The organism is Nonomuraea cavernae (genome assembly GCF_014646355.1).
Classification (GTDB): Bacteria; Actinomycetota; Actinomycetes; order Streptosporangiales; family Streptosporangiaceae; genus Nonomuraea; species Nonomuraea cavernae.
The window spans coordinates 63,038-85,130 of sequence record NZ_BMNH01000023.1 but is presented as its reverse complement, the minus strand read 5'-3'; the positions used below and the strand labels follow the sequence as shown (position 1 = coordinate 85,130).

21 protein-coding genes and 1 tRNA gene are annotated in these 22,093 nt (G+C 71.2%); 13 read left to right on the top strand and 9 right to left on the bottom strand.

The genetic code is table 11. The features are described from left to right. Nucleotides 1–9: 9 nt before the first annotated feature. A complete protein-coding gene (locus tag IEY82_RS28870; RefSeq protein ID WP_189127391.1) occupies nucleotides 10–504 on the bottom strand; it encodes a hypothetical protein in 495 nt (164 codons plus the stop codon). A 183-nt stretch (nucleotides 505–687) separates the two neighbouring features. Between IEY82_RS28870 and IEY82_RS28865 the strand changes: the two genes are divergently transcribed. The 7 genes from IEY82_RS28865 to IEY82_RS28840 all read left to right on the top strand — a co-directional run bounded on the left by IEY82_RS28865 (nucleotide 688) and on the right by IEY82_RS28840 (nucleotide 5,763). Then, a complete protein-coding gene (locus tag IEY82_RS28865; protein WP_189127390.1) occupies nucleotides 688–1,599 on the top strand; it encodes a hypothetical protein in 912 nt (303 codons plus the stop codon). A gap of 69 nt (nucleotides 1,600–1,668) precedes the next feature. Next, on the top strand, nucleotides 1,669–2,265 hold the full coding sequence (locus IEY82_RS28860; protein WP_189127389.1) for an RNA polymerase sigma factor: 597 nt from the start codon (nucleotides 1,669–1,671) through the stop codon (nucleotides 2,263–2,265). Further along, a complete protein-coding gene (locus tag IEY82_RS28855) occupies nucleotides 2,258–3,562 on the top strand; it encodes a CU044_5270 family protein (protein WP_189127388.1) in 1,305 nt (434 codons plus the stop codon). The genes IEY82_RS28860 and IEY82_RS28855 overlap by 8 nt, the downstream gene beginning before the upstream one ends. 103 nt (nucleotides 3,563–3,665) lie before the next feature. Beyond that, entirely contained in the window at nucleotides 3,666–3,800 is a 135-nt protein-coding gene (locus IEY82_RS39980) for a hypothetical protein (RefSeq protein ID WP_263648703.1), read from the top strand. 7 nt (nucleotides 3,801–3,807) lie between these two features. Then, nucleotides 3,808–4,704: a CDP-alcohol phosphatidyltransferase family protein gene (locus IEY82_RS28850; protein ID WP_225264028.1), complete on the top strand. Its 897-nt coding sequence runs from the start codon at nucleotides 3,808–3,810 to the stop codon at nucleotides 4,702–4,704. A gap of 28 nt (nucleotides 4,705–4,732) precedes the next feature. Next, complete coding sequence (locus tag IEY82_RS28845) at nucleotides 4,733–5,578, top strand: NUDIX hydrolase (protein WP_189127387.1); 846 nt, start codon at nucleotides 4,733–4,735, stop codon at nucleotides 5,576–5,578. A gap of 98 nt (nucleotides 5,579–5,676) precedes the next feature. Further along, nucleotides 5,677–5,763, top strand: a tRNA-Ser gene (locus IEY82_RS28840). 1 nt (nucleotide 5,764) lies between these two features. Here IEY82_RS28840 and IEY82_RS39465 read toward each other — a convergent pair. Continuing rightward, on the bottom strand, nucleotides 5,765–7,978 hold the full coding sequence (locus IEY82_RS39465) for a nucleotide-binding protein (protein WP_225264026.1): 2,214 nt from the start codon (nucleotides 7,976–7,978) through the stop codon (nucleotides 5,765–5,767). Nucleotides 7,979–8,091: 113 nt separating this feature from the next. Between IEY82_RS39465 and IEY82_RS28830 the strand changes: the two genes are divergently transcribed. Beyond that, on the top strand, nucleotides 8,092–9,048 hold the full coding sequence (locus IEY82_RS28830) for an NAD(P)H-quinone oxidoreductase (protein ID WP_189127386.1): 957 nt from the start codon (nucleotides 8,092–8,094) through the stop codon (nucleotides 9,046–9,048). A 5-nt stretch (nucleotides 9,049–9,053) separates the two neighbouring features. After that, nucleotides 9,054–9,560, top strand: coding sequence for a bacterial proteasome activator family protein (locus IEY82_RS28825; RefSeq protein ID WP_189127385.1), 507 nt, complete (start codon nucleotides 9,054–9,056; stop codon nucleotides 9,558–9,560). Here the strand turns inward: IEY82_RS28825 and IEY82_RS28820 are convergent. Next, entirely contained in the window at nucleotides 9,551–10,330 is a 780-nt protein-coding gene (locus IEY82_RS28820; protein ID WP_308016009.1) for an HAD family hydrolase, read from the bottom strand. The genes IEY82_RS28825 and IEY82_RS28820 overlap by 10 nt on opposite strands. A gap of 248 nt (nucleotides 10,331–10,578) precedes the next feature. Here IEY82_RS28820 and IEY82_RS28815 point away from each other — a divergent pair, with 248 nt between their 5' ends. Then, complete coding sequence (locus IEY82_RS28815) at nucleotides 10,579–10,782, top strand: cold-shock protein (RefSeq protein WP_043619750.1); 204 nt, start codon at nucleotides 10,579–10,581, stop codon at nucleotides 10,780–10,782. Nucleotides 10,783–10,949: 167 nt separating this feature from the next. Continuing rightward, complete coding sequence (locus IEY82_RS28810) at nucleotides 10,950–12,281, top strand: hypothetical protein (protein WP_189127383.1); 1,332 nt, start codon at nucleotides 10,950–10,952, stop codon at nucleotides 12,279–12,281. On the opposite strand, the gene serS is transcribed toward IEY82_RS28810, so the two are convergent. The 3 genes from serS to IEY82_RS28795 form a co-directional block, all read right to left on the bottom strand. Continuing rightward, the gene (serS, locus tag IEY82_RS28805) at nucleotides 12,245–13,507 is read right to left on the bottom strand and encodes a serine--tRNA ligase (protein ID WP_189127382.1); all 1,263 of its coding nucleotides are present in this window, start codon (nucleotides 13,505–13,507) and stop codon (nucleotides 12,245–12,247) included. The two genes, IEY82_RS28810 and serS, sit on opposite strands and share 37 nt — an antisense overlap. A gap of 53 nt (nucleotides 13,508–13,560) precedes the next feature. Next, a complete protein-coding gene (pheA, locus tag IEY82_RS28800) occupies nucleotides 13,561–14,481 on the bottom strand; it encodes a prephenate dehydratase (protein ID WP_189127381.1) in 921 nt (306 codons plus the stop codon). Between the two features lie 162 nt (nucleotides 14,482–14,643). Then, entirely contained in the window at nucleotides 14,644–15,852 is a 1,209-nt protein-coding gene (locus tag IEY82_RS28795; RefSeq protein WP_225264024.1) for a glycosyltransferase 87 family protein, read from the bottom strand. Between the two features lie 79 nt (nucleotides 15,853–15,931). On the opposite strand from IEY82_RS28795, the gene IEY82_RS28790 reads away from it, so the two are divergent. Next, complete coding sequence (locus tag IEY82_RS28790) at nucleotides 15,932–18,292, top strand: hypothetical protein (RefSeq protein WP_225264022.1); 2,361 nt, start codon at nucleotides 15,932–15,934, stop codon at nucleotides 18,290–18,292. On the opposite strand, the gene mptB is transcribed toward IEY82_RS28790, so the two are convergent. The 3 genes from mptB to IEY82_RS28775 form a co-directional block, all read right to left on the bottom strand. Next, nucleotides 18,174–20,213, bottom strand: a complete 2,040-nt coding sequence (gene mptB / locus IEY82_RS28785) for a polyprenol phosphomannose-dependent alpha 1,6 mannosyltransferase MptB (protein WP_225264020.1) — start codon at nucleotides 20,211–20,213, stop codon at nucleotides 18,174–18,176. The genes IEY82_RS28790 and mptB overlap by 119 nt on opposite strands. 123 nt (nucleotides 20,214–20,336) lie before the next feature. Beyond that, nucleotides 20,337–21,062 (bottom strand): glycosyltransferase family 2 protein, encoded by a 726-nt coding sequence (locus IEY82_RS28780; protein WP_229697720.1) that lies wholly within the window; start codon nucleotides 21,060–21,062, stop codon nucleotides 20,337–20,339. A gap of 43 nt (nucleotides 21,063–21,105) precedes the next feature. Beyond that, nucleotides 21,106–21,453 carry an STAS domain-containing protein gene (locus IEY82_RS28775; protein WP_189127379.1) on the bottom strand — a complete coding sequence of 116 codons (348 nt, stop codon included), beginning with the start codon at nucleotides 21,451–21,453 and terminating at the stop codon, nucleotides 21,106–21,108. 223 nt (nucleotides 21,454–21,676) lie between these two features. Here IEY82_RS28775 and IEY82_RS28770 point away from each other — a divergent pair, with 223 nt between their 5' ends. Further along, entirely contained in the window at nucleotides 21,677–22,081 is a 405-nt protein-coding gene (locus tag IEY82_RS28770; RefSeq protein ID WP_189127378.1) for a hypothetical protein, read from the top strand. The last annotated feature ends 12 nt before the right edge of the window (nucleotides 22,082–22,093 follow it).

The window sequence follows — 22,093 nt, the reverse complement described above, 5'->3', positions numbered from 1 at the left end:
TCAGGGCGGTCACGCCCCGCCCGAGTTGCTGACGCACACCGTGGACTGGGTGGAGGTCAGGCCGTAGTTCTTGCCCCACCAGATCCGGGCCGTCGCCATCAGGCAGCCACGGCCGACCCTCAGCCGTGCCGTGTCGCTGCGCCCGGGGTACCAACCGCGGACGGTCGTCGACTGGAGCTGTCCGATGCACTGCCCATAACGGTCGCTACGCCGAGCGCAGTGCTTCAGGGTGATCGTCATGTGCTTGTTCGTGCCCCAGGTGGCGTTCGTGGAGTTGAGGTAGGCGCAGGCGGTCGAGGTGCGAGCGTCGTAGAAGACGTGGATGTAGGCCGCCTTGAGCATCTCCCGCGTGTGGAACGGGAAGCGCAGAACCCTCTTGCCCGAACAGTTCGGCAACTGGGCGGCCGAGACCGCCTGTCCTCCCGAGACGGTGGCGGCGGCTGATGCGGCGGGCAGTCCGGCCAGCGTGGCTGCGGCGGCGAGTCCGATGATCAGCGATCGCATGGTGCCTCCCTATCTGTCTCGCATCGTGCGAGCATTGATCGTTTACTTGTCGCCAGACTCGCCGAGCCACGGCGGTGGACACCAGACATGAGCATCAGTGCGATCGCGCACCGCCTGTTGCACCGGGCTTGACGTGCGATTTCACCGCAGGCCGAACAATTGCGCAGGAGGGGCGGCACGGCGATGGGGACCTTCGAGGAGCTCGCGGACCGGCTCATCGCGGCTCTGGACGAGGCGGCCGAAGGCATCCGTGAGGGGTTGCGGTCGCAGGGTCGGCCGCAGAAGTACCTCGTCAACCGGGTTCGCGACGCCAGCGCCACGCTCGTGTCCCGGTGGCTGTCCGGAGCCCGGCAGCTGGCGGAGCGCAACCGGCTGCCGGGCGCCGAGGTGATGCGCGAGATCGCCACGGGGCTGGAGCTGCCCGCCGATCAGACACGGAGGCTGGTCGCCCTCGGAGCCACCATCGACGACCTGCGCAGGCAGTTGGAGGGAGAGGAGCGCGGCTGGCGGGCCGGGGCGGCCGAGCGTCTCGCGCGTGAGGCCTCTGGTGACGGGGGCGGTGAGAGCGAAGCGGCCGGGCGGCCTTCTCGGAGGTCGGTGCCGCTCCTGACCGCCGTGTTGGCCACCACCGGTCTGGTGCTGGTCTCATTCGTGGCCGGTACGTTCGCCGGAAGATCGTGGTCGTCGTCCACGGCCGCCGGGCCGTCCATCGAGCCGTCCACCGGGCCGGAGGAGCACCCTCCGGCCGACGGCGAGCAGTGCAGCCCGTGGACCGACGCGGGCCAGGGCGTGCTCCTGCGGGCGTGCATCCGAATCCGCGAGAGCCGCATGCTCATCAGGAACCAGTTACGCGGCCCGGTCGGCACCAGGAGCGACCTGGTGATCCGGGCCTACGACTCGTTCCAGGAGCGGCCGGTCACGCGCGAGCTGAAGTGCCACAAGATGTTCATCACGGTCGAGGACCAGACGCAGACGTGCGGCTGGTACGAGGTCCGCCCTCCGTACGGGTCGAAGTACGCGGCCCAGGCGGGGTGGCGGCTGCCGGGCACCGGCGTTTTCGCCGGCTTTGTGGTGAGCCCGTCCGTGACCTGGTGAGCCCGTCCATGAAGGCGGATCGGGAGTGCGGCGGAACAAGGGTGTAGCCCACAGAAGGGACCCGTGTGGATGGCCGCTCCCCCGGAGGCGCCGGCGTCGGTCGATGACGCCACGCTCATCGAGCAGTCGTGGCGACGCCCGGACGCGTTCGCGTCGCTGTACGACCGCTACTTCCGTGAGATCCACCGCTACGCGGCCGGACGGCTCGGCACGCAGCTCGCCGACGACCTGGCCGCGGAGACCTTCCTGGTGGCGTTCCGCAAGCGCCGCAGCTTCGACCCGGCCCGCGGCGCCGTACGCCCGTGGCTCTACGGGATCGCCACCAATCTCGTCGCGCAGCATCGCCGGAGCGAGGTCCGCAGGCTGCGGGCGTTCCAACGGACGCCGCTGGACGACGGCGCGGACGACGGGCACGAGGACACGGTGGCGGCGCGGGTCGCCGCGGCGAGCGCGCACCAGCCGCTCACGACGGCGCTCGAAAGCCTGCCGGACGGTGATCGCGACGTGCTGCTCCTCGTCGCGCTGGCCGACCTCAGCTACGAGGAGGTCGCGCAGACCCTGAACATCCCCTTCGGCACCGTCGGCTCCCGGCTCAACCGGGTGCGCAGGAAGCTCCGCGCCGCCTTGGGAGGCGTCAACCCCGTGATCGGAGGATCTGATGGATGACCTGAACGGCCGGACAGACTCCACCGTTCCGGACGACCTGCGCGATCTGGCCGCGGTACGCGACCTCCTCGCCGCGCCCTCGCCATCGGCCGACGCGGTCCGGGCGGGCCGCGCCCGGCTCCTGGCGGCGCTCTCCCAGGAGCATGAGCAGACCGACGAGCACGACCAGACCAGTGGACATGAGCGGACCGGCGAGCGCGAGCGGACCGGCAAGGGCGAAGGGGCCGCCGAGCGGCGCCGGGCCGGTGGGCGCGGGTGGTCGGCGCCACGGCCGGCCCGCAAGCGGGCAGCCCGACGGTGGGCGGCGGTCGGGACCGTCCTGGCCGGAGCGGCCACCGCCGCGCTCCTGGTCGTGGTCGCGGTCGTCCCGTCCGACGCGCCGATCTCCATCTCCAACAACCCGTTCGAGTCCGCCGGCCCGCCGCAGGACACCCGGCCGACCGCCCGGCAGGTCCTGCTCGCCGCGGCGAGCGCCGTGACCGAGTCTCCGGCGGAGGGCGCCTACTGGCGGGTCCGGACCGTCACCGGGCAGTTGACGCCCTCACCGGATCGTCGCTACGTCATCCGCCGTCTCTCCTCCACCGAACTGTGGCTGGCGAAACGACCGGGTGGGCAGAGCTGGCGAATCCACCGGTACCTCGGCGCGAAGCCCGCGACTCCGGAGGACGAGACGGCCTGGCGCGCGGCGGGCTCGCCGACCGCCTGGACCTACCCGGAGAACGTCGCGAGCTTCGACGGCGACGTGAACCCGGGGCAGGCAGTGACGAGCACCCCCGGTGAGCCGGAGGCGTTCCGGCTGCGCGGCGGATGGAAAGGGGCGGGCGGGATCCTGACGAAACAGCCGGTCACCTGGGCCGAGCTGCGGGCGATCCCGGACACCCCCGAAGGGCTCCGGACCTATCTCGAGGCCCGCATCAGGAGCCTGGCCCAGCGCCATGAGTTCAGTCTGGACGGACAGATGGAGTCATGGCTCCGGGGAAGCTGCATGGAGCTCCTCAACGGCCTGGCGGTCTCGCCCGAGGTACGGTCCTCCGCCTACCAGATCTTGGCCGGGCTGCCCGGGATGACCGCCGAGGGCGAGGTGACCGACCCGCTCGGGCGCACCGGGCAGGCGATCGGCTACGAGGCGGACATGGCCCACGAAGTGCGTCTCGTGGTCGATCCAGACAGCGGACAGCCCCTCTCCGACGAGTCGACGAGGCCCGGCACGCTCGCGGACGGCCGAGTCGTACGGATCGGCGCCTTCACCGCGTACGAGGAGATCGGCTGGACGGACGAGAGGCCCGACGTGAGATAGGCCGCCCCCGCGGCCCGCCACGGCACGACCAACACCCCCAGAGCACCCCCGGAGACGACCGGACGGCGAGTCCGGCGCATCCGCACGCCAGAAACCGGACCAGATGCCGAAACCGCTCATCGAACAGCTCGCGACGCTGTTCGGCGCCTATGACGACCTACACCTCGGAGATGACACACATGCGCTCGACCCGGACGAGGACGTTGACGAGCCTGCCGACCTGGACGACGACCTCTGACGGACCCGTGACGTTCACCCTGGACGACGTACGGGCCAGGACCTACAAGGCGCGGGACGCCTGGTGGACGGTGTTCCTGGTGGACCCGCTGGCCGGGCGGCTGGTGGTCGGCACCGCGAACCGCACCTCGATCACCCCCAACCAGATCACCTGGGGCGCCTTCGTGCTGGGTCTGGGGTCCGCCGGCTGCTTCCTGATGGGCGGCTGGCCGTGGCTGGTGACCGGGGCGGTCCTCTACCACCTGAGTTTCGTGCTGGACTGCGTGGACGGCAAGATCGCGCGGCTCAAGGGCACGGGCACCGTGCTGGGCGGCTGGCTCGACTACGTCTTCGACCGGCTTCGCGTGTTCTGCTGCGCCCTCGCGCTGGCCTGGGGCCAGTACCGGGCGACCGGCCAGGAGCTCTACCTGGTCCTCGCCGCGGTGATCGTCTTTCTCGACATGCTGAGGTACGTCGACGCCCTCCAGGTGGCGAAGGTCCGGCGGCAGATGCGCCGCACGCTGAGAAGGGCGATCGCGGAGTCGGGAACCGGCTCACCGGCCCTTTCCGGGGTCTCGGCGGACGGACTGCTGACAGGCGACGACGCGTTTCCCGAGGACGCCGGCTCCGACGAGATCCGGATCCGGACGGCCGAGGCGTCGGACTTCCAGCGGGAGTTCCGGACCCGGTTCACCTGGTACCTGCGGGTCCGCGACTGGCTGCGCGCCCACCGGGTGCGTACGCACCTGGTCAGCGGCATCGAGTTCCAGATGGCGGTGTTCGTCGTCGGCCCGCTGACCGGTCAGATCGTCCCGGTCACCGTCGGCGCCGCCGTGCTGCTGCTCGTCTTCGAGGCCGCGATCATGTACAAGCTCTGGCTGTCGTCCCGCGACTTCGCCCGCGCCCTGGCCGCCCTCGCTCCGTAGAACAAAGCGAAGCTGAGACAATCTGTTCATGGCTGCCAAGGACGGCGACGGTTGGGCCGAATGCGGGCGAGGGCACCGGCACTGGGGGCTGCACGGAGCCTCCGGGCTGCTGGCCGTACACCATGACACGTCCGGCGTTCCACACGTCCTCATGCAGAAACGGTCCTGGTGGAGCCACCACGGCGGCACCTGGGGGCTGCCCGGTGGCGCGCGCGACAGCCACGAGGACGCCGTGGCGAGCGCCCTGCGCGAGGCCCGCGAGGAGGCCGCGCTGGGCGGCGACGGGCTGCGGGTGCAGGGCGTCTTCCTCGACGACCACGGCGGGTGGACGTTCGAGACGGTGATCGCCGAGTCGTCGGAGTTGCTGGCCGCCGTCCCCGCCAACGGTGAGAGCGCCGAGTTGCGCTGGCTGCCGTTGCCCGAGATCGGCGCCCGGCGGCTGCATCCGGGGTTCGCCGAGACCTGGGACCGGATCCAGGTCGAGCTCCAGCCCGAGACCCTGGTGCTCGACATGGCCAACATCATCGGCGCGCGCGCCGAGCACGGCTGGTGGAACGATCGGCTGGGCGCCGCGACGCGGCTGCTCAACGAGGTCTCGGTGCTCAACCTCGGGCATCCGGTGCTCGCCCAGTGGTATCCACGGATCGTGGCCGTCGTGGAGGGCGCCGCCAAGGAGGCGCCGGCCGTCGCCGGGGTGCAGGTCGTGGCCGCGACGGGCAGCGGCGACGACGCGATCGTCGACGTGGTGCGGCAGGCACGTCCGTGGGAGCGGATGCTGGTCGTCACGGCCGACCGGGGGCTGAAGGAGCGCGTCACCGAGCTGGGAGCGCGCACCGTCGGGCCGAAGTGGCTGCTGTCACAGCTCGGCGGCTGACCGGAGGCCGTCCACGGGCCTCCGGCTCGATGCCGCGATCCACCGCCGCCCGAACGTAACACCCCTGCCGCGACAGCCGCTATGGTGGTGTGCGCACTGGAGGGTTCGCATAGTGGACGAGTGCAGCCGCCTTGAAAGCGGCCAGGTCAGCGATGGCCTCGTGGGTTCGAATCCCACACCCTCCGCTTACCCCTGGCTTCCCGCGAAGCCGTCGCCGACGCACGCCGCCAGTTGCAGGTAGGCGTCGCGCGTGGCCTCCTGCAGGCGGTCAAGGTCGATCTCGGCGCCCTCCTCCAGATGCGGGTCGTACGGCACGCGGATCACCGCCCGGCACCTGGCGGCGAAATGGGCCTCCAGCTTCTTGATGTCCACCGCCGACTTCGAACGCGGCCTGACGCTGCACAGCACCACGGTCGCGTCGCTGACCAGGTCGCCGTAGTGGTGGGCCTCCAGCCAGTCGAGCGTCGCCGAGGCCGCGCGGGCGCCGTCGACCGACGGCGAGCTGACCAGCACGATCTGGTCGGCCAGGCCGAGCACGCCGCCCATGGCCGAGTGGAGCAGCCCGGTGCCGCAGTCGGTGATGCAGATCGAGTAGAAGTTCTCCAGCACCTGGGAGATCGACTGGTAGTCGGCGCCGCTGAACGCCTCCGACACCGACGGGTCCCGGTCGGAGGCGAGCACCTCCAGCCGCGAGGGCGCCTGCGAGGTGAACGCCCTGATGTCGACGTACCTCTTGACCTGGTCACGCTCGTTCAGCAGGTCACGTACGGTCGCCGAGGTCTCCAGGACGAGCTTGTCGGACAGGGTGCCGCGGTCGGGGTTGGCGTCGATCGCGATGACCCGGTCACCGCGCACCTGGGCGAGCGTGGCGCCCAGCCCGACCGTGGTCGTGGTCTTGCCCACGCCGCCCTTCAGGCTCAGCACGGCGACGCGGTGGTGTCCGGTGGCGACCGGAGTGCGGGCCCTGGTGAGCAGCTCACGGCGACGACGGACCTCCGGCGCCTCGCCTGGCTTGATCCAGCCGCCCGACGCCTTGTAGATCACTCGGCGCCAGCCCTTGGCCGGGGCGTTGCGGCGGCCGCGCAGCAGCGTCTCGGGGTCGAGACTCTCGGCCGTCGGCCTGCCGGTCACCGGCGGGCGCGGCGGCGCGCTGAACACGGGCACCGGGGCGGGGCGCCGCCGCCGGTCGGGCATCGGCGGCTCCGGCCGCGGCTGGCCGTAGGTCCGCGGCTCGTCGAAACTGGGCGACTCCTCCTCGACCGGCCGCCCCCGCCGCGACACCCTCGTGGGCCTCGCCTGGTCGGCGACCTGGGACGACTCGGCCGACCGCTCGGCTGTCGAATCGAAAGCCCTAGGCCGATCGAAAGACTGATCGACCGACCGGTCACCGGACCGGTCGAAGGACTGATCGGCCGACCGGTCACCGGACCGGTCGAGGGACTGATCGGCCGACCGGTCACCGGACCGGTCGAGGGACTGATCGGCCGACCGATCGAGGGACTGATCGCCGGGGTGGTCGGAGGGCTGATCGGCCGACCGTTCGCCGGGGCGGCCGAAGGGAGGCTGCGGGGGCGGCGAGAGGTCGAACGAGCGGGAGCGGCCGAACGCCGGGGGCTGGTCCAGAGGCCGCGACCCGGCCGGGGAGCCCGGCTCGTCCGTTGACGGGTCGGCGGTCGGCGAGGAGCCGGCGGCCCGCACGGGGCCGTAGCCGCCGGACTCGTCGAAGGAGCTCGGCTTGTCGGGGGTGTCCTCGGACGAGGCCCCCTCGGCGGGCTCGGCCGGGTGCACCTCGAAGGCGCCGGGCCGCGACTCGCCGGCCTGCCGCTTGTCGCCGAACGCCCGCTTGTCGCCGAACGCCTGCTTGTCGTCGAACGCCTGCGGCCACTCGGGCGGCTCGGGCCACTTCGTCGGATCCGTCGTGCCGGGCCCGGAGCCAGAACCGGGAGCGGGCTCGGCGAACGAGATCGTGTAGGTGTCGGTGTCGTCGGGCCGGGGCAGCGGCTTGAGCGGGGCGAGGAACGCGTCGTCCGGCCTGTTCAGGTTCAGGGTCGGGCCCGCCGGCGCGGTGTCGTCCGCAGAGCCGGCCGTCTCCAGCCACTCGGGGGCCTCGCTCTCCCCATCGGGCAGGGCCTCGGCGGCCTGCGCGCCGTACACGGAGTCGACCGCGGCGCGGAACAGCGGCGGCGTCGGCGTCTCCGGCTGGGAGGGCACCGACAGCCACGGATCCTGGGGGTACGGCGATGCGGCGGGCCCGTCGGGCGACGCGTTCGAGCCGGTCGAGGCGCCCGGGGACGCCGGAGCCGGAGTGCTGACCTTGACAGGTGCCTCTTCGGTCTCCTTGATTGCGTCCAGCCAGGCCAGCTGTTCCTCGAGCGAATCTTCGCGATCGTGTCTTGCCACCGTGTTCCCCCTCGGGTGGGTCTAAAGGGGCAGCAAATACCTTGCAGGGTAACGCCATGTGTTCCCATGAACGCGGCCAACCCACAACTTCCCTGCCCGGCTACATTTGGTCCATGCGAGCCATCGAGATCGCCCAGGCAGGCGGGCCAGAGGTCCTGGAGTGGCGCGAGGTGCCCGATCCGCGTCCTGAGCAGGGCGAAGTCATCATCGAGGTGACGGCTGCCGGGGTCAACAGGGCCGATGTTCATCAGCGCAACGGTTTCTACGATCCGCCGCCGGGCGCCTCCCCTTATCCGGGGCTGGAGGTCTCCGGTGTGGTGTCCGAGATCGGCGCCGGCGTCGAGGGCTTCGCTCCGGGCGACGAGGTGTGCGCGCTGCTGAGCGGTGGCGGCTACGCCGAGCGGGTGGCCGTGCCATGGCAGCAGGTGATGCCGGTGCCCGACGGTGTCCCGCTGGTTCGGGCGGCGGCGCTGCCCGAGGTGGCGTGCACGGTCTGGTCCAACGTGTTCATGCTCGCGCGACTGCGCCGGGGCGAGACGCTGCTGGTGCACGGCGGGGCGAGCGGCATCGGCACGTTCGCGGTGCAGTTGGCCAAGGCGCTCGGCTCGCGGGTGATCACGACCGTCGGCTCGGCGGCCAAGGCGGAGCGGGTGGCGGAGTTGGGGGCCGACGAGGTCATCAACTACCGCGAGGAGGACTTCGCCGACAAGGCGCGTGCCGATGTGATTCTCGACATCATGGGCGCCAAGTACCTGTCCGGCAACATCCGGGCACTCAACAACGGCGGGCGACTCGTGATCATCGGGCTGCAGGGCGGCCGCAAGGCCGAGATCGACCTCGGCGCCCTCCTCGCCAAGCGCGCCACCGTCCACGCCACCACGCTGCGCGCCCGGCCGGCCGACGACAAGGGCGCGATCGCCCGCAGCGTCGTCGACAACGTGTGGCCGCTGGTCAGCGCGGGTGCGGTGCGCCCGGTGGTCTACGCCGAAGTGCCCATGTCCCAGGCGGCTGAAGCTCACCGTATGTTGGATTCCGGCAACCACATCGGCAAGATCCTGCTAGTACGGTGAGAGATATGAATGCAGAGGACAACAACACCCCTCATATCGTGGTGGTCGGTCCTGACTTCCAAGGCAAGGGCGAGGACGACGAGCGCTCGGTGGCCAACCTGGTCGAGCAGCCCGCCAAGGTGATGCGCATCGGCAGCATGATCAGGCAGCTCCTCGAGGAGGTCCGCGCGGCTCCCCTCGACGAGGCCAGCCGCAAGCGCCTGAAGGAGATCCACGGGTCCTCCATCAAGGAGCTCGAGGACGGCCTGGCCCCCGAGCTGGTTGACGAGCTGGAGCGGCTGTCGCTGCCGTTCACCGATGAGAACGGCACTCCTCCCAGCGAGGCCGAGTTGCGCATCGCCCACGCCCAGTTGGTCGGATGGCTCGAAGGTCTGTTCCACGGCATCCAGACCACGCTGTTCGCGCAGCAGATGGCGGCCCGTGCCCAGCTTGAGCAGATGCGCAGGGCGCTGCCCGGTGTGCCCCATGACGACCAGCCGCGTCCTCCCGGCGGCTCCGGCCCCTACCTGTAGAGCTTTTCGAGCACCAGGGCGACCCCGTCGTCGTTGTTCGCCGCCGTCACGTGGTCGACGGCGGCGAGCACTTTGGGATGCGCGTTCGCGACGGCGTACGACGTCCCGGCCCACGCCAGCATGGGCAGGTCGTTCGGCATGTCCCCGAACGCCACCGTCTGTGACGGGTTGATCTCGTGCCGTTCGGCCAGCACGGCGAGGGCGGTGGCCTTGGTCACGCCGTGGGCGCTCATCTCGATCAGGCTCCGGCCGCTGGAGTGCGTGCTGGTCACCAGGTGACCCACGAGGTCGTCCACGGTCGCGTGCAGGCGATCGGGGTCCATGTGCGGATGCAGCGCGAGCAGCTTGGCGCACGGTTGAGAGGTCAGCGTCGTCATGCCCACGCGCAGGCCGCCGACGAGCTTGCGGTCCCAACCGCCGAGCGGGAAATCCGACTCATGCGCAAATCCGCCTTCGTACTCGACCGAAAAGGCGAGTTCGGGCACGTTCGCTCGTAGCTGAGCGACGACTTCCTCAAGCACCTCGGCGGAGATGAGGTGAGATTCAACTATCTCCTCCGTATGGAGGTCATAGATCAGCGCTCCGTTAGCGCAGATCGCCAGGCCGTGATGGCGCACGGCGTCGGCCACGCCGCTCATCCACCTGGGCGGGCGCCCGGTCACGAAGACGAGCGCGGCACCGGACGCCTCGACCTTGGCGAACGCCGCAACCGTACGGGGAGAGACGGTTCCGTCCGTGCGCAGGGCGGTGCCGTCCAGGTCGGTGGCCACCAGACGTGGCGCGGGAGAGCTCTGCATAACACGTTCCAGTTTGCCGGGTGATGCCGCCGACCAGAAATCTTCGTGGGGAGGGGAACACCAACCCGCCAGAATGGTGTTAGATGAATGGCGTTGTATTAGCTGATCCCGTAGTGAAAACCAGCATGAGTTGTCTGAGCCACCCCGGGTGCTTGCTGTACGACACACCGGGATTCGCGAGGTGCGGGTCCCATAGATTCACATCCTGAGGGAGAGCTTTTATGGCTCAGGGAACCGTCAAGTGGTTCAACGCTGAGAAGGGCTTCGGCTTCATCGCCCCGGACGGCGGTGCGCCGGACGTGTTCGTGCACTTCTCCGAGATCGTCGGCAACGGCTACCGCAGCCTTGAAGACGGCCAGCGGGTCGAGTTCGAGATCACGCAGGGCCAGAAGGGGCCGCAGGCCTCCCAGGTCCGTGCCATCTGACCTGTAGCAGCGAGACAGACCGGGGTTCGCTTCCAGCGGACCCCGGTCTTTCGCGTCCAGGACGATGACGGATCGATCACAGGTACGGCTCGACTCACACCGGGCCGAACCATGAGCTTCTCGCCGTCATCGACACATGCATGAGGCACGCGTGGTTATGTCACCCCGTGACGATGGTCGCGGTGATCGTCCTGCTGCTCAACGACCACCTGCTCAAGCAGGCCCATCCAGGGTTCGTCACCGGCAAGCTCAGTGACGTCGCCGGCCTGGTCGTCGCCCCTCCCCTCCTCGCGCTGCTGTTGTGGCGCCGGGCCGACCTCACGGCCACCCTGCTGACCGGAGCGCTCTTCACGCTCGTCAAGACGACGGAGACGGGCGCTGAGACCGCCTCCCACCTCTGGACCCTGGTGGCCGGCCCATCGCGGGTCCTGGCCGACCCCACGGACCTGCTGGCGCTGCCTGCGCTCGGACTGGCCTGGTGGATCCGCCGGCGCACCCTGCTCACCGGCTCAGGGCGGTGGCGGCCGCTGGTCACGATGCCGCTCGCGCTGCTCGCCGTGGTGGCCACCTCCGCCGCCCCTCCTCCGCCCAGCGCCGACTCCGTCCTCGTGGACGGCGAACGCGTCATCGTCCACACGTACGAGGGCTTCGAGAGCGACAGCGGCGTCACCGGGATGGTGTCCGAGGACGGCGGGGCCACCTGGTCCGAGTGGTACCCGAGGCGCGAGCGGGCGCCGCAGAGCGCGGCCTGCGTGCCCGGACGACCCCAGCGCTGCTACCGGGTCCTCGACGAGACGACCGTGACCGAGTCCGACGACGGCGGCGTGACCTGGCGCGAGTCGTGGAAACCGGCGGCGGGCGGCCCCGGCGCCCCCCAGCGCCTTCGTGCGCTCGCCGTACAGGCCAGGCCCGGAGGGCACGTCGTGGTGGTCGCGGGCGGGGTCGACGGGATCCTCGTACGGGACGTCTCGGGGGCCTGGCGGCAGGCGGGGTGGCCTCTCTTCGCGCCGCCTCGGGCCGAACCGGCGGATCCGGTGCGCGAGGAGCGCGGGATCGCGTTCTTCCTCGCGGTGACCGTGCTGCTGGGCGCGCTGGGGATCGGGCTGAGGCAGTTGCGGGCGCCCTACACGGTCTTCGCCGTGGTCGGCCTCGGCGGGCTGCTCTACACGACGTCCCAGGCGGTGCACACGTCGGGGATCGACCCCGGCGGCCTGCTCATCGGCGGCTCACTGACGCTGATCGGCATCCTCATGTGCCTCGTCCTGGCCGCGGCGGGACGCATCCGGCCCACCGCGGCGCTCGTCGGCCTGGGCGCCGCCCCGCTCGTCTTCGCGGCCGTCTACGGGCCCTTCTACGGCTGGACGCAGGGCGTGCCCGCATCGTACGGCGTGGCCGTCGCCGCGGCGGTCGTGCTGAGCACGGGCGTCGTCGCCGCCGGCGGCCTGCTCATCAGGCGCGACGCCTACTTGACCGGCTCCAGCACGTCGAGCCCCACATAGGGACGCAGCGCCTCGGGCAGCACGACCGAGCCGTCGGCCTGCTGGTGGTTCTCCAGGATCGCGACGATCCACCGGCTGGTCGCCAGCGTGCCGTTGAGCGTGGCCAGATGCTGGGGCCGGCCGTCCTTGTCGCGATAGCGGATGCCCAGCCTGCGGGCCTGGAACTCGGTGCAGTTGGAGGTCGAGGTCAGCTCGCGGTAGCGGCCCTGGGACGGCAGCCACGCCTCGCAGTCGAACTTGCGGGCCGCCGACATGCCGAGATCGCCCGCCGCCGTGTCGATGACCCGGTAGGGCACCTCGATCTTGGCCAGCATGTCCCTCTCCCACGCCAGCAGCCGCTGGTGCTCCTCGTGCGCCTGCTCGGGGCGTACGTAGGAGAACATCTCCACCTTGTCGAACTGGTGGACGCGGATGATGCCCCGGGTGTCCTTGCCGTAGGAGCCGGCCTCGCGCCGGAAGCAGGACGACCAGCCCGCGTAGCGCAGCGGCAGCTCGTCGCCGCCGAGGATCTCCTGGGCGTGGTAGCCCGCCAGCGACACCTCGGAGGTGCCGACCAGGTAGAGGTCGTCATCGGGCAGGCGGTAGATCTCCTTGTCGTGGGCCACGTGGAAGCCCGTGCCCTGCATAGTCTCCGGCTTGACCAGCACCGGCACGATCATCGGTGTGAACCCGGTGCCGATCGCCTGCTGCATGGCCATGTTGAGCAGGCCGAGCTGCAGGCGGGCGCCGACGCCCTTGAGGAAGAAGAACCGCGAGCCGGAGACCTTGGCGCCCCGCTCCATGTCGATGGCGTCGAGCCGCTCACCGATCTCCAGGTGGTCTCTCGGCTCGAAGTCGAACACGCGCGGCTCGCCATGGGTCTCGAGCACCACGTAGTCGTCCTCGCCGCCGGGAGGCGCGCCCTCCTCGACGATGTTGGGCACCGTCTGCAGGACCTCATCGAGCTCGGCGGCCAGTTTTTCGGCCTCCGTCTCGGCGCCCCTGACCTGGGCGGCGAGCTCCTTGGCGCGCTGCAGCAGCGCCGCCTTCTCCTCGCCCTGCGCCCGGGAGACCGACTTGCCGAGGATCTTCTGCTCGGCGCGCTGCGACTCGAAACTGGTCAGCGCGGCGCGACGGCGCTCGTCGAGGTCGAGCAGCGTGTCGACGACGGAGTCGTCCTCACCGCGGGCACGCTGCGACGCCCGTAGCCGGTCGGGATCCTCACGAAGGGTACGCAGGTCAATCACAAGGAAAGGCTACCGGCGCACGGCAACCGCGCGCTCCTCAATTGGGCCCCGCGTCAGACCTGACCGGCGCGGACCCGGGCGAGCCACTCGCCCGCCTCGGCGAACTCGCCGTCGGCGGTGCCCCGCTTGATCTGCGGCGCCACCCCGTCGGCGCGCGGATAGCTGCCCAGGAAGCGCACCTCACCGCAGATGCGGTGGAGCCCGGCGATGGCCTCGCCCACGCGGGCGTCGGCGACATGGCCCTCGAAGTCGAAGTGGAAGAAATAGCGGCCGATGCCGTCTCCGGTGGGCCGCGACTCGATGCGGCTCAGGTTGACGCCGCGCACCGAGAACTCGGTCAGCATCTCCAGAAGCGCGCCCGGATGGTCGTCGGCCAGGAACACAACGAGCGTGGTGCGGTCGGAGCCGGTCGGCTCGGGCAGCGGGCCGGGCCGGCTCACCCTGACGAACCTGGTCACCGTGTCGGACCGGTCGCCGATGTCGCCGGCGAGCTCCACCAGCCCGTAGTGCTCTCCCGCGATGCGGGCCGCGATCGCCGCGTCGTACGGCGAGCCGGGCAGCGCGACCTCCTGGGCCGCCGCCGCCGTGGAGGGCGCGGACACCACGACCGCGTCGGGCAGCTCACGGGCGACGTAGGCGCGGCACTGGGTGATGGCCGCCGGGTGGGTGTAGACCCGCTTGATGTGCGGCAGCTCCGTGCCGGGCCTGGCCAGCAGCGAGAAACGCACCGGCAGCAGCAGCTCGGCCGTGATGAGCAGGGGCTCGCCCCAGGCGAACTCGTCGAGGGTGGTGGTGATCGCGCCCTCAAGGGAGTTTTCCAGCGGGACGACCGCGCCGTCGGCCTCGCCACCGCGCGCGGCGTTGAGCGCAGCGGTGACGTTCGCGCAGGGCAGACGCTCGGCGTCGGGCTCCAGGAGCCTGAGGGCCTCTTCGGTGAAGGTGCCCTCTGGTCCGAGATAGGCGAGTCTGGGCATGGCTACAGAGTATCCGCAGGTTGGCGAGCTACGCGCGACTTCGTGATGACCGGTCCCAACCCGAGACGGCCGGCCCGCACCGCCTCCTCCTTTCCGGCGCCAGCGGCCGCCCAATCACCGCGCGCACGTAGGTGCGGGTCTCGGAACGGCCGTTGATCGAGGTCAGCTCAATGCCGTCACCCGGGGGGTCACCGCTTCCGCGCGCCGGGCGGGCAGCCACGACGCCAGCAGCCAGACCAGCGCCACGGCGCCCAGCCCGTAGGCGTTCTGCACGATCTTGCCCAGGATCGGGCTGACGAGCGGGATCTCCGCCGCCTTCAACGCGACCCCCCACCACGGGATCGGCAGCACATAGTAGAGCCACACCCCGGTGGCCACCCGGAGCCTGACCGGGTCGCGACCGTCCCCCACGAGCGCGCCGAGCACCACGACCACCCAGGCCAGGTGGTGGATCCAGGCGACCGGCGACAGCAGCACCGCCATCAGCCCGACCAGCCCGACCGCCACGACCGGGTCCTTCGCCCGCGCCGCGCCGCGGAAGCCGTACCAGCCGACGAGCGCCACCAGCGCCAGCCAGAGCGCGGTCGTCAGCGCGTCGGGAAGGTAGAGGCGGATCAGCATGCCGCGGATGGACTGGTTGGTGGTGGCGGCGTTGGCGCCCAGCCGTTCGGGGTCGAGCAGGGCCGAGAACCAGAAGTCGGCGGCGTCCTGCGGGATCACCGCGAACGGCAGCAGCGTGAGCAGCGCCGTCGTGAACGCCGCCATGAAGAACGTCCGCCACTGCCGCGTCACCATCAGATAGATGAGGAAGACACCCGGTGTGAGCTTCACCGCGGTCGCCAGCCCGATCAGGAACCCACGCGGCCACCACGGCCGCCTCGCCACGCAGTCGGCCAGGCACAGCGCCACGAGCAGGATGTCGACCTGGCCGAACCGCACCTGGTCGCGGATCGGCATCAGATAGGCGCACGCCACCATCAGGAACGCGAACACCCACGGCGCGTGCCTGCCCAGCACCTTGCGGAAGGAGTAGGCCACGGCGACGCCGAGCGCCACGTAGACGCCGACGGTCCACACCCACTGGGCGCTCTCCCACGACAGTTTCGCGAGCAGCGCGGCCAGCATCGCCGCGATCGGCGGGTAGGTGAACGGGAGCAGCTGCGGCGCGGGCGTGAAGAACTCGTAGACAGAGCGGCCCTCGAGGATCATCTGCCCGCCGGTGCGGTAGACGTCGAGGTCGACCAGGCGCTGGTCGTCGGGATTGGTCAGCCAGTGCCGCACCAGGGGCGCCACGGCCACCGCGATGACCAGGACCGCGAGCGCCCACGCCCACCATTGCCGCCGGATCGACGGCTCGTCGCCACCTGTCACGGTGTGGCACGTTACCGTGGCTCTGCCTGATCGAAGCACGCCGGTTGATCCAAGAAGCACCACCCTGGGGGTCTCGCACATGCCGCACGTCACCTTCCGTGCGCCCTCCGGTCCCGTACGGCCGGCGACGGCACGGAGTGCGGCCCCCGGTCTCGTACGGCCGACGGCCCGGGATGCGGCCCCCCGTCTCGCACGGCCGACGGCCCGGGATGCGGTCGGCCAGGTCTCGCGGGCCCTCAGCGCCCTGCTGGGCGTCGTCCTGGCCGTCCTCCTGTCGCCCGGCGCCGCACAGGCCGCCTCCCTGGCAGCTCCCCAGGGGCGGGTGGCGCTCGTCGGGGTGCCCGGCCTCGAGTGGAGCGACCTCGACCCAACGCGCACGCCTCACCTGTGGAGGCTCGTCTCCGAGGGCGGATCGGCCTCGCTGTCGACCCGGGCCGTGCCGCCTCCGGATCGCGGCATCACCTGCCCGATGTCCGGCTGGCTCACCGTCTCGGCGGGCCAACGGGCGGGGACGCCGGGCAAGGGGTGCCCGGCGATCCCGGATCCCCGGCCCGACGGGGAGGGCGCCACGGTGCCGGGGTGGGCGGAGCTGGCCGCTCACCAGCCGGAGACGGGCTACGACGCCCAGCTGGGCGCTCTCGGGCAGCTCGTCGCCGACGCCGGCGGGAAGGTGGCCGCCATCGGCCCGGGCGCGGCCCTCGCCGCTGCCGACAAGGCCGGGAACATCGCCAGATACGTCCACAATCCCGAATCGCTGCCTGACCTCACCCCTTACCACCTGATCGTTCTCGACGTCCCCGAGCTGGCCACCGCCTGGGCCGGTCGGCCACTGGACGAGTACGGCGTGCCGGCCTCGATGCCGGCGGCGGCCAGGAAGGCGGCCGTGGCCGAGGCGGACCGCCGGATCGGCGCCCTGCTCACCCGTCTGCCGGCCGGCACCACCGTGCTGGTGGCGGGCGTCTCCGACGTGACCCCGAACGCCCACCTGCACGTCGCGCTGGCCACCGGCCCCTCCCCGGAGGGCGGGACGTACGGGCACGGGCACCTCACCGCGATGTCCACCCGGCAGGACGCCCTGGTCACGATCACCGACCTGACCGCGACCGCGATCGCGGCGCTCGGCCTCGACGCGCCGCGCGAGGTCGTCGGGCGGCCCTGGCGGAGCGACGGTCCCGCGCCGGCGACGCCCGCCGAGACGGTCGAGGAGCTGGCCGACGGCGATCTGGCCAGCCAGGTGCTGCGGGAGGTGCGCGGCCCGTTCTTCGCGGTCTTCGTCACAGTGCAGCTGCTCTTCTACGTCTTCGCCGCGCTGGCCCTGCGCCGCCGCCGCGACTCGGCGTCGTCGCCCGTCCAGGAGACCGCGAGCACCTCCCGGCTGCTGGCCACGGTCCAGGTCGTGGCCGTGGTCAGCGGGTCCGTCGCCGTCTCCACGTTCCTCGCCCAACTGGTGCCCTGGTGGAGCCTGCCGGCTCCGATGCTCGCGCTCATCGTGACGATCCTCGTGATCGCCGGGCTGATCAGCGCGCTGGCGTTCGCCGGCCCCTGGCGCGGGCATGTGCTCGGCCCCCTCACCGTGGTCGCGGGCGTGACGTCGGTGGCGTTGCTCCTCGACGTGATGACCGGCTCGACGCTGCAGGTGAACGCCGTGACCGGCTACGAGCCGGTCACCGGTGGCAGGTTCTACGGCTTCAGCAACATCGCCTTCGCCGTCTACGCGACCGGGACCATCCTCGGCCTGGCCGGCCTGGCCCAGTGGCTGCTCGGCCGAGGGACCACCCGGCTCGTCGTGGTGCTGGCCTGCGGGGCCTACGGCGCGCTGGCGATCTTCGCCGACGGCTGGCCGTCGTGGGGCGCGGACTTCGGTGGCGTGCCCGCCTTCGTGATCGGGTTCGCCGTCTTCCTGATCATGCTCTACGGACGCCGGGTCTCCCTGGTCAAGCTGCTGCTGGTCGCTCTCGCGGGCATCGTGCTCATCGGCGGGATCGCCGTCTTCGACTGGCTGCGCCCGGTCACCCAGCGGACCCACCTGGGCAACTTCGTCCAGCAGATCATCGACGGCCAGGCCTGGACTGTCATCACGCGTAAGTTCGGCGCCATGATCGGCGTGACCGTGGGGAACTGGTCGCTGACCCTCCTCTCGCTCGTCGCCATCGCCTTCCTCTTCCTGGTGCTCGACCGCCCGTCGCGCTGGGGCGCCTCGGCGCTCGGCCAGGCCTACGCCGCCGCGCCGTCGCTCCGCGCCGGTCTGCTGGGCGCCCTCACCTGCGCCTTCGTCGGTTTTCTGATCAACGACTCGGGCATCGCCATCCCGGCCATGGCCCTCACCGTGGCGGTGCCGCTGGCTCTGGCCGCCTCCGTACGCGCCCTGCGGCTCGCCAAGCCCACCACACCAGGCCAACCGTCAGCGCCAACAGCAACCACGGAACAACCTGAGCCCTGACGACGGTCCTCAACCACTCGAGGTCCTGTGGCTGCCCCACGACCCGCGCCGGCAGGTAGGCGAGCGACAGCACGAGTAAGTGCACCACGAGGAACCCGTCCAGCGCCGAGGCGGTCACCAGCGCGAGCATCGCGAACGCCAGCCCGTCATACCAGGGCAGCACGTACGGCGTCGCGAACACGTAGGCACAGACCAGCACGGCCGCCACGACCTCGGCGGGCAACTCCCCCCGCCCCCCACCGGCCGACAGCGTCGGCCCACCCCGCCCGGCATCGGCGGATGACGGCGATCCACCCCGCCCGGCGCCGGCCGAGGACGGCGCCCCACCTCGCTCGACCCCGGCGGATGACTGCGCCCAACCCCGCCCGGCGCCGGCCGAGGGCGACCCACCCCGCGCCGCGCCGATGGACGGGACCGGCGAGCCCATGCCGGGGGCGCGCGACGCCAGGCGGAACAGTGACCAGGCCACCAGCGCGAGCACGAGCAGCGAGCCGATCTGGATCTCGCCACGGTAGGCGCTGCCCACCCCCACGATCTCCTGCAACCACCCCTGGACCAGCTTCCAGAACGAGGCGTGCGAGACGGCCTTGCTGGTGCGGGTCACCGGGGCGACGGCGTCGGCCCCCACGACGGCGTAGCCGACCACCACCACCGCCACGGCGGCCCCTGCCATCAGCGCCAGGCGGCCCGGCCGGCGGCGCAGCTCCCAGGCGAGCCCGAGGGCGACCAGCCCCGCGTTGAGCTTGATGGCCACGCCGGCCCCGAGAAGCAGCCCCGAGCCGACCGGACGCCCGCGGGCGAGCAGCGCCGCCACCATGCACGCGATGGCCAGCGTGTCGACGTGCATGCCGGCGACCAGTTGGTAGAGCAGGAGCGGATTGGCCGTCCACAGCAGGGCCGCGCGCAGCCGCCTGGCGGGATCGTCCCTGGTGAAGCGGTCGATCAGCAGGCCGGTCACGATGAACGCCCCGGCGTTGAACAGGGCCAGCACGAAGATGGTGAGCCTGACCGAGTCGCCGCCGACCCAGCTCGCCAGGGCCTGCACGGCGGTCGCGACGGGGCCGTAGACGCTCGGCTCCTCACGCCACGGCGCCTCGACGGCGTCGGCGACCGGGTCGCCGCTGAGATCGACCGCACCATGGGTGTAGGGGTCGACACCGAGGACCACCATGCGCCCGTAGGCGGCGTAGTTGAGATGATCGCCCGACCCCGACGGCGGCAGGAACGCGAGCACGCCGGCGGCGACGCAGCCCACGAGCACGAGAACCCGCGCGGACGGCAGCCCCCGCCATCGGCCCCACACCCCGGCCGTTCCCCGCGTGCCGGGCCCGCCCGGCGTCCCCCCAGTTGAGCCGGAGCCCGACGCGAGGTCGCCGACGCCGCCCGGAAGACCGACACTGCCCTGATGGCCGGTGCCCCCCGGATGACCCGCGCCGCCCTGATGACCCGCGCCGCCCTGATGACCCGCGCCGCCCTGATGACCGGCGTCGCCCTGATGACCCGCGCCGCCCTGATGACCGGCGTCGCCCTGATGACCGGCGTCGGGTGTGACGGCACTGCCCGGATGACCGGCGCTAGGGGTGGCGGCGCCACCCGGATCAGCCGAAGCGCCCCCGCTGCCGCCACGAGGGCCGGAAATCCTGCTGGCCGGCGGGATGTCGCGAATGGCGAGGAGAGCCCCGAGGAGGCCCAGGCCGCCGAGGAGCAGGGCCGCCACGGCCAGGGCGACCACGAGATGGGCGCTGGGCTGGAGGGCCAGGGAGTAGGGCGGGTGCCAGGCGGGGCCGCCGAGGGCGGGGACGACGGCGGACGGCCCGAGCAGGCCGAGACCCGTCGTCAGCAGGATCGAGCCGCCGATCGCCGCCATGGCGAGCCTCGGGAGCAGCCAGGACGACCGGCCGCTCCGCGTCTCCGAAGTCACCCGCAAATTCCAGCACACTCGCCACAACGCTCACGCCGCCCATCCCCAGCCTGTGGATAACTCCGCCACAGACGCCGCACTTGACCGGTCAGTCCGGTGTTTGCCTGGTTTGCCGGGCAAGGATCAGCGCTTGGGGCGGAGTTTGTTGAGGTTTTGGGCGATTACCGGCTCTCGGGTAGCGAGAGCGAGCGCCACATCACGCAGTTGACGGGCGCGGTGAAGCTGGGCGTGCCAGTCGGTGCCCGTCGCCCGATGCCCCATCTCCACCTCGACCTCCGTCACGCGATAGCCCTTGCGCAGGAGGTCGATGGTCAGGCCGGTCTCCACGCCGAAGCCGTGGGCCAGCGGGCGGGCCGCCTCGAAGGCGTCACGGGTCAGGCAGCGCTGGCCGTTGAGCGGCTGCGTCACCTCGAACCCGGTGGCACGGCGGATGCCGTCGCGCGAGAGCCTGACGACCATGCCGTGGCCACCGAGCTTGACCCGGGTGGCGAAGACGGCGATGGTCATGTCGGCCCTGCCCTCACGCACCGGCTCGATCAGCGCGGTCGCGGCCTGGGCGGTCTTCCCGAGGTCGGCGTCGAGGAAGACTAAGTGGCGCGGGACGTCTCCGTCGAGCAGCCGCACGGCCTCCGCACCCGACTCCATGGCGGCCGCCTTGCCGCGGTTGCGGCTGTGGCGGATCACCCGGGCCCCCGCGGCCCGCGCCACCCTGCCCGTCTGGTCGGTCGAACCGTCGTCGACCACCACGACGAGGTCGACGCCCGGCAGGGTGAGGGCGGCCGTGACGGTGGCGCCGATCCGGTCCGCCTCGTCCTTGGCCGGGACGATCACCGCTGTGTCGCTCACCACGCCTCGCTTCTCGGGTGGACCGCCCCGCCGTGTCGGGCCGCCGTCATGATCCCTCGGCGATGAGGAACTCCTGCGGCACCTCGTCGTGCACGGTGAAGACCGAGTCGAGGCCGGTGACCTGCAGGATCTTGCGCACGGCGGGGCGAGGGGCGGCGACGTCCAGCGCGCCTCCCTGCTCCTTCATGCGTTTGAGCGCGGACAGCAGGACGTTCATCCCCGTGGAATCGCAGAAATCCACGGCGGACATGTCGATGACCACGCGGCTGGGCCCCTCCTGCAGCAGCCGAGTGAACTCGGACTGCAGGTGGGGTGCCGTATAGAGGTCGATTTCGCCGGTGATCGCAACGAGTGCATGGCCGGCATGTGATCGAGTCGAGACCTTGAGCTCCACAGGGGCAGGCTAGCGGCGACGAGCCTTCCGGTCACGTTGTCACGCCGATAGGGGAACCACAGCTTTTTGTCATCCGTTTAGGCTTCGCGGCAACGCAGAGTACGCGAAGCTTGACGTTGTGACACCGGTATGGCCGGAAGGGGCGGCTCGGCACCTCCCGCATCCGGTCACCACCTCACCGCGAAGGAGGGGCTGGGGCCGAGACCCACGGGCCCGCGTATCAATGAACACAGACAACCAACCGGAAGATCCTCAGCGCCAACGACTCCGCGAACATCTGGAGACCATCTTCATCCGCACCGACAAGGCCGCCTCGTGGCACGACGAGGCGAGCCGCCTTCGTGACCTCGTCAACCACGAGGGCTACGTACCCGTCAGCACCAAGCTCGCGGTCGAGGACCTCGACTTCCTCTCGGGCGCCCGCGAAAATCTGCTCGCGTTCTCGGAGCTGGGGCTGCGCCTGCTCGACCTGCACCAGCCACGCGACGCGGGGGGCATCACCAGTGACGCCGCCCATCCGATCCTGCGGTGCCGGAGCTGCATGTGGCGCTGGCCCTGCCCGACGTTCCGGGCGATGTCCGAGTCGTTCGGCTCGATGCCCGACGCGATCCTGCCGGAGCCCGCCTGAAGACCGGCACCC

What these genes read in the sequence shown, in the direction of transcription:
- IEY82_RS28870 (WP_189127391.1), bottom strand. Translation starts at nt 504, where the DNA reads ATGCGATCGCTGATCATCGGACTCGCCGCCGCAGCCACGCTGGCCGGA.
- IEY82_RS28865 (WP_189127390.1), top strand. Translation starts at nt 688, where the DNA reads ATGGGGACCTTCGAGGAGCTCGCGGACCGGCTCATCGCGGCTCTGGAC.
- IEY82_RS28860 (WP_189127389.1), top strand. Translation starts at nt 1,669, where the DNA reads ATGGCCGCTCCCCCGGAGGCGCCGGCGTCGGTCGATGACGCCACGCTC.
- IEY82_RS28855 (WP_189127388.1), top strand. Translation starts at nt 2,258, where the DNA reads ATGGATGACCTGAACGGCCGGACAGACTCCACCGTTCCGGACGACCTG.
- IEY82_RS39980 (WP_263648703.1), top strand. Translation starts at nt 3,666, where the DNA reads ATGCCGAAACCGCTCATCGAACAGCTCGCGACGCTGTTCGGCGCCTAT.
- IEY82_RS28845 (WP_189127387.1), top strand. Translation starts at nt 4,733, where the DNA reads ATGGCTGCCAAGGACGGCGACGGTTGGGCCGAATGCGGGCGAGGGCAC.
- IEY82_RS28830 (WP_189127386.1), top strand. Translation starts at nt 8,092, where the DNA reads ATGCGAGCCATCGAGATCGCCCAGGCAGGCGGGCCAGAGGTCCTGGAG.
- IEY82_RS28825 (WP_189127385.1), top strand. Translation starts at nt 9,054, where the DNA reads ATGAATGCAGAGGACAACAACACCCCTCATATCGTGGTGGTCGGTCCT.
- IEY82_RS28815 (WP_043619750.1), top strand. Translation starts at nt 10,579, where the DNA reads ATGGCTCAGGGAACCGTCAAGTGGTTCAACGCTGAGAAGGGCTTCGGC.
- pheA (WP_189127381.1), bottom strand. Translation starts at nt 14,481, where the DNA reads ATGCCCAGACTCGCCTATCTCGGACCAGAGGGCACCTTCACCGAAGAG.
- IEY82_RS28790 (WP_225264022.1), top strand. Translation starts at nt 15,932, where the DNA reads ATGCCGCACGTCACCTTCCGTGCGCCCTCCGGTCCCGTACGGCCGGCG.
- IEY82_RS28770 (WP_189127378.1), top strand. Translation starts at nt 21,677, where the DNA reads ATGAACACAGACAACCAACCGGAAGATCCTCAGCGCCAACGACTCCGC.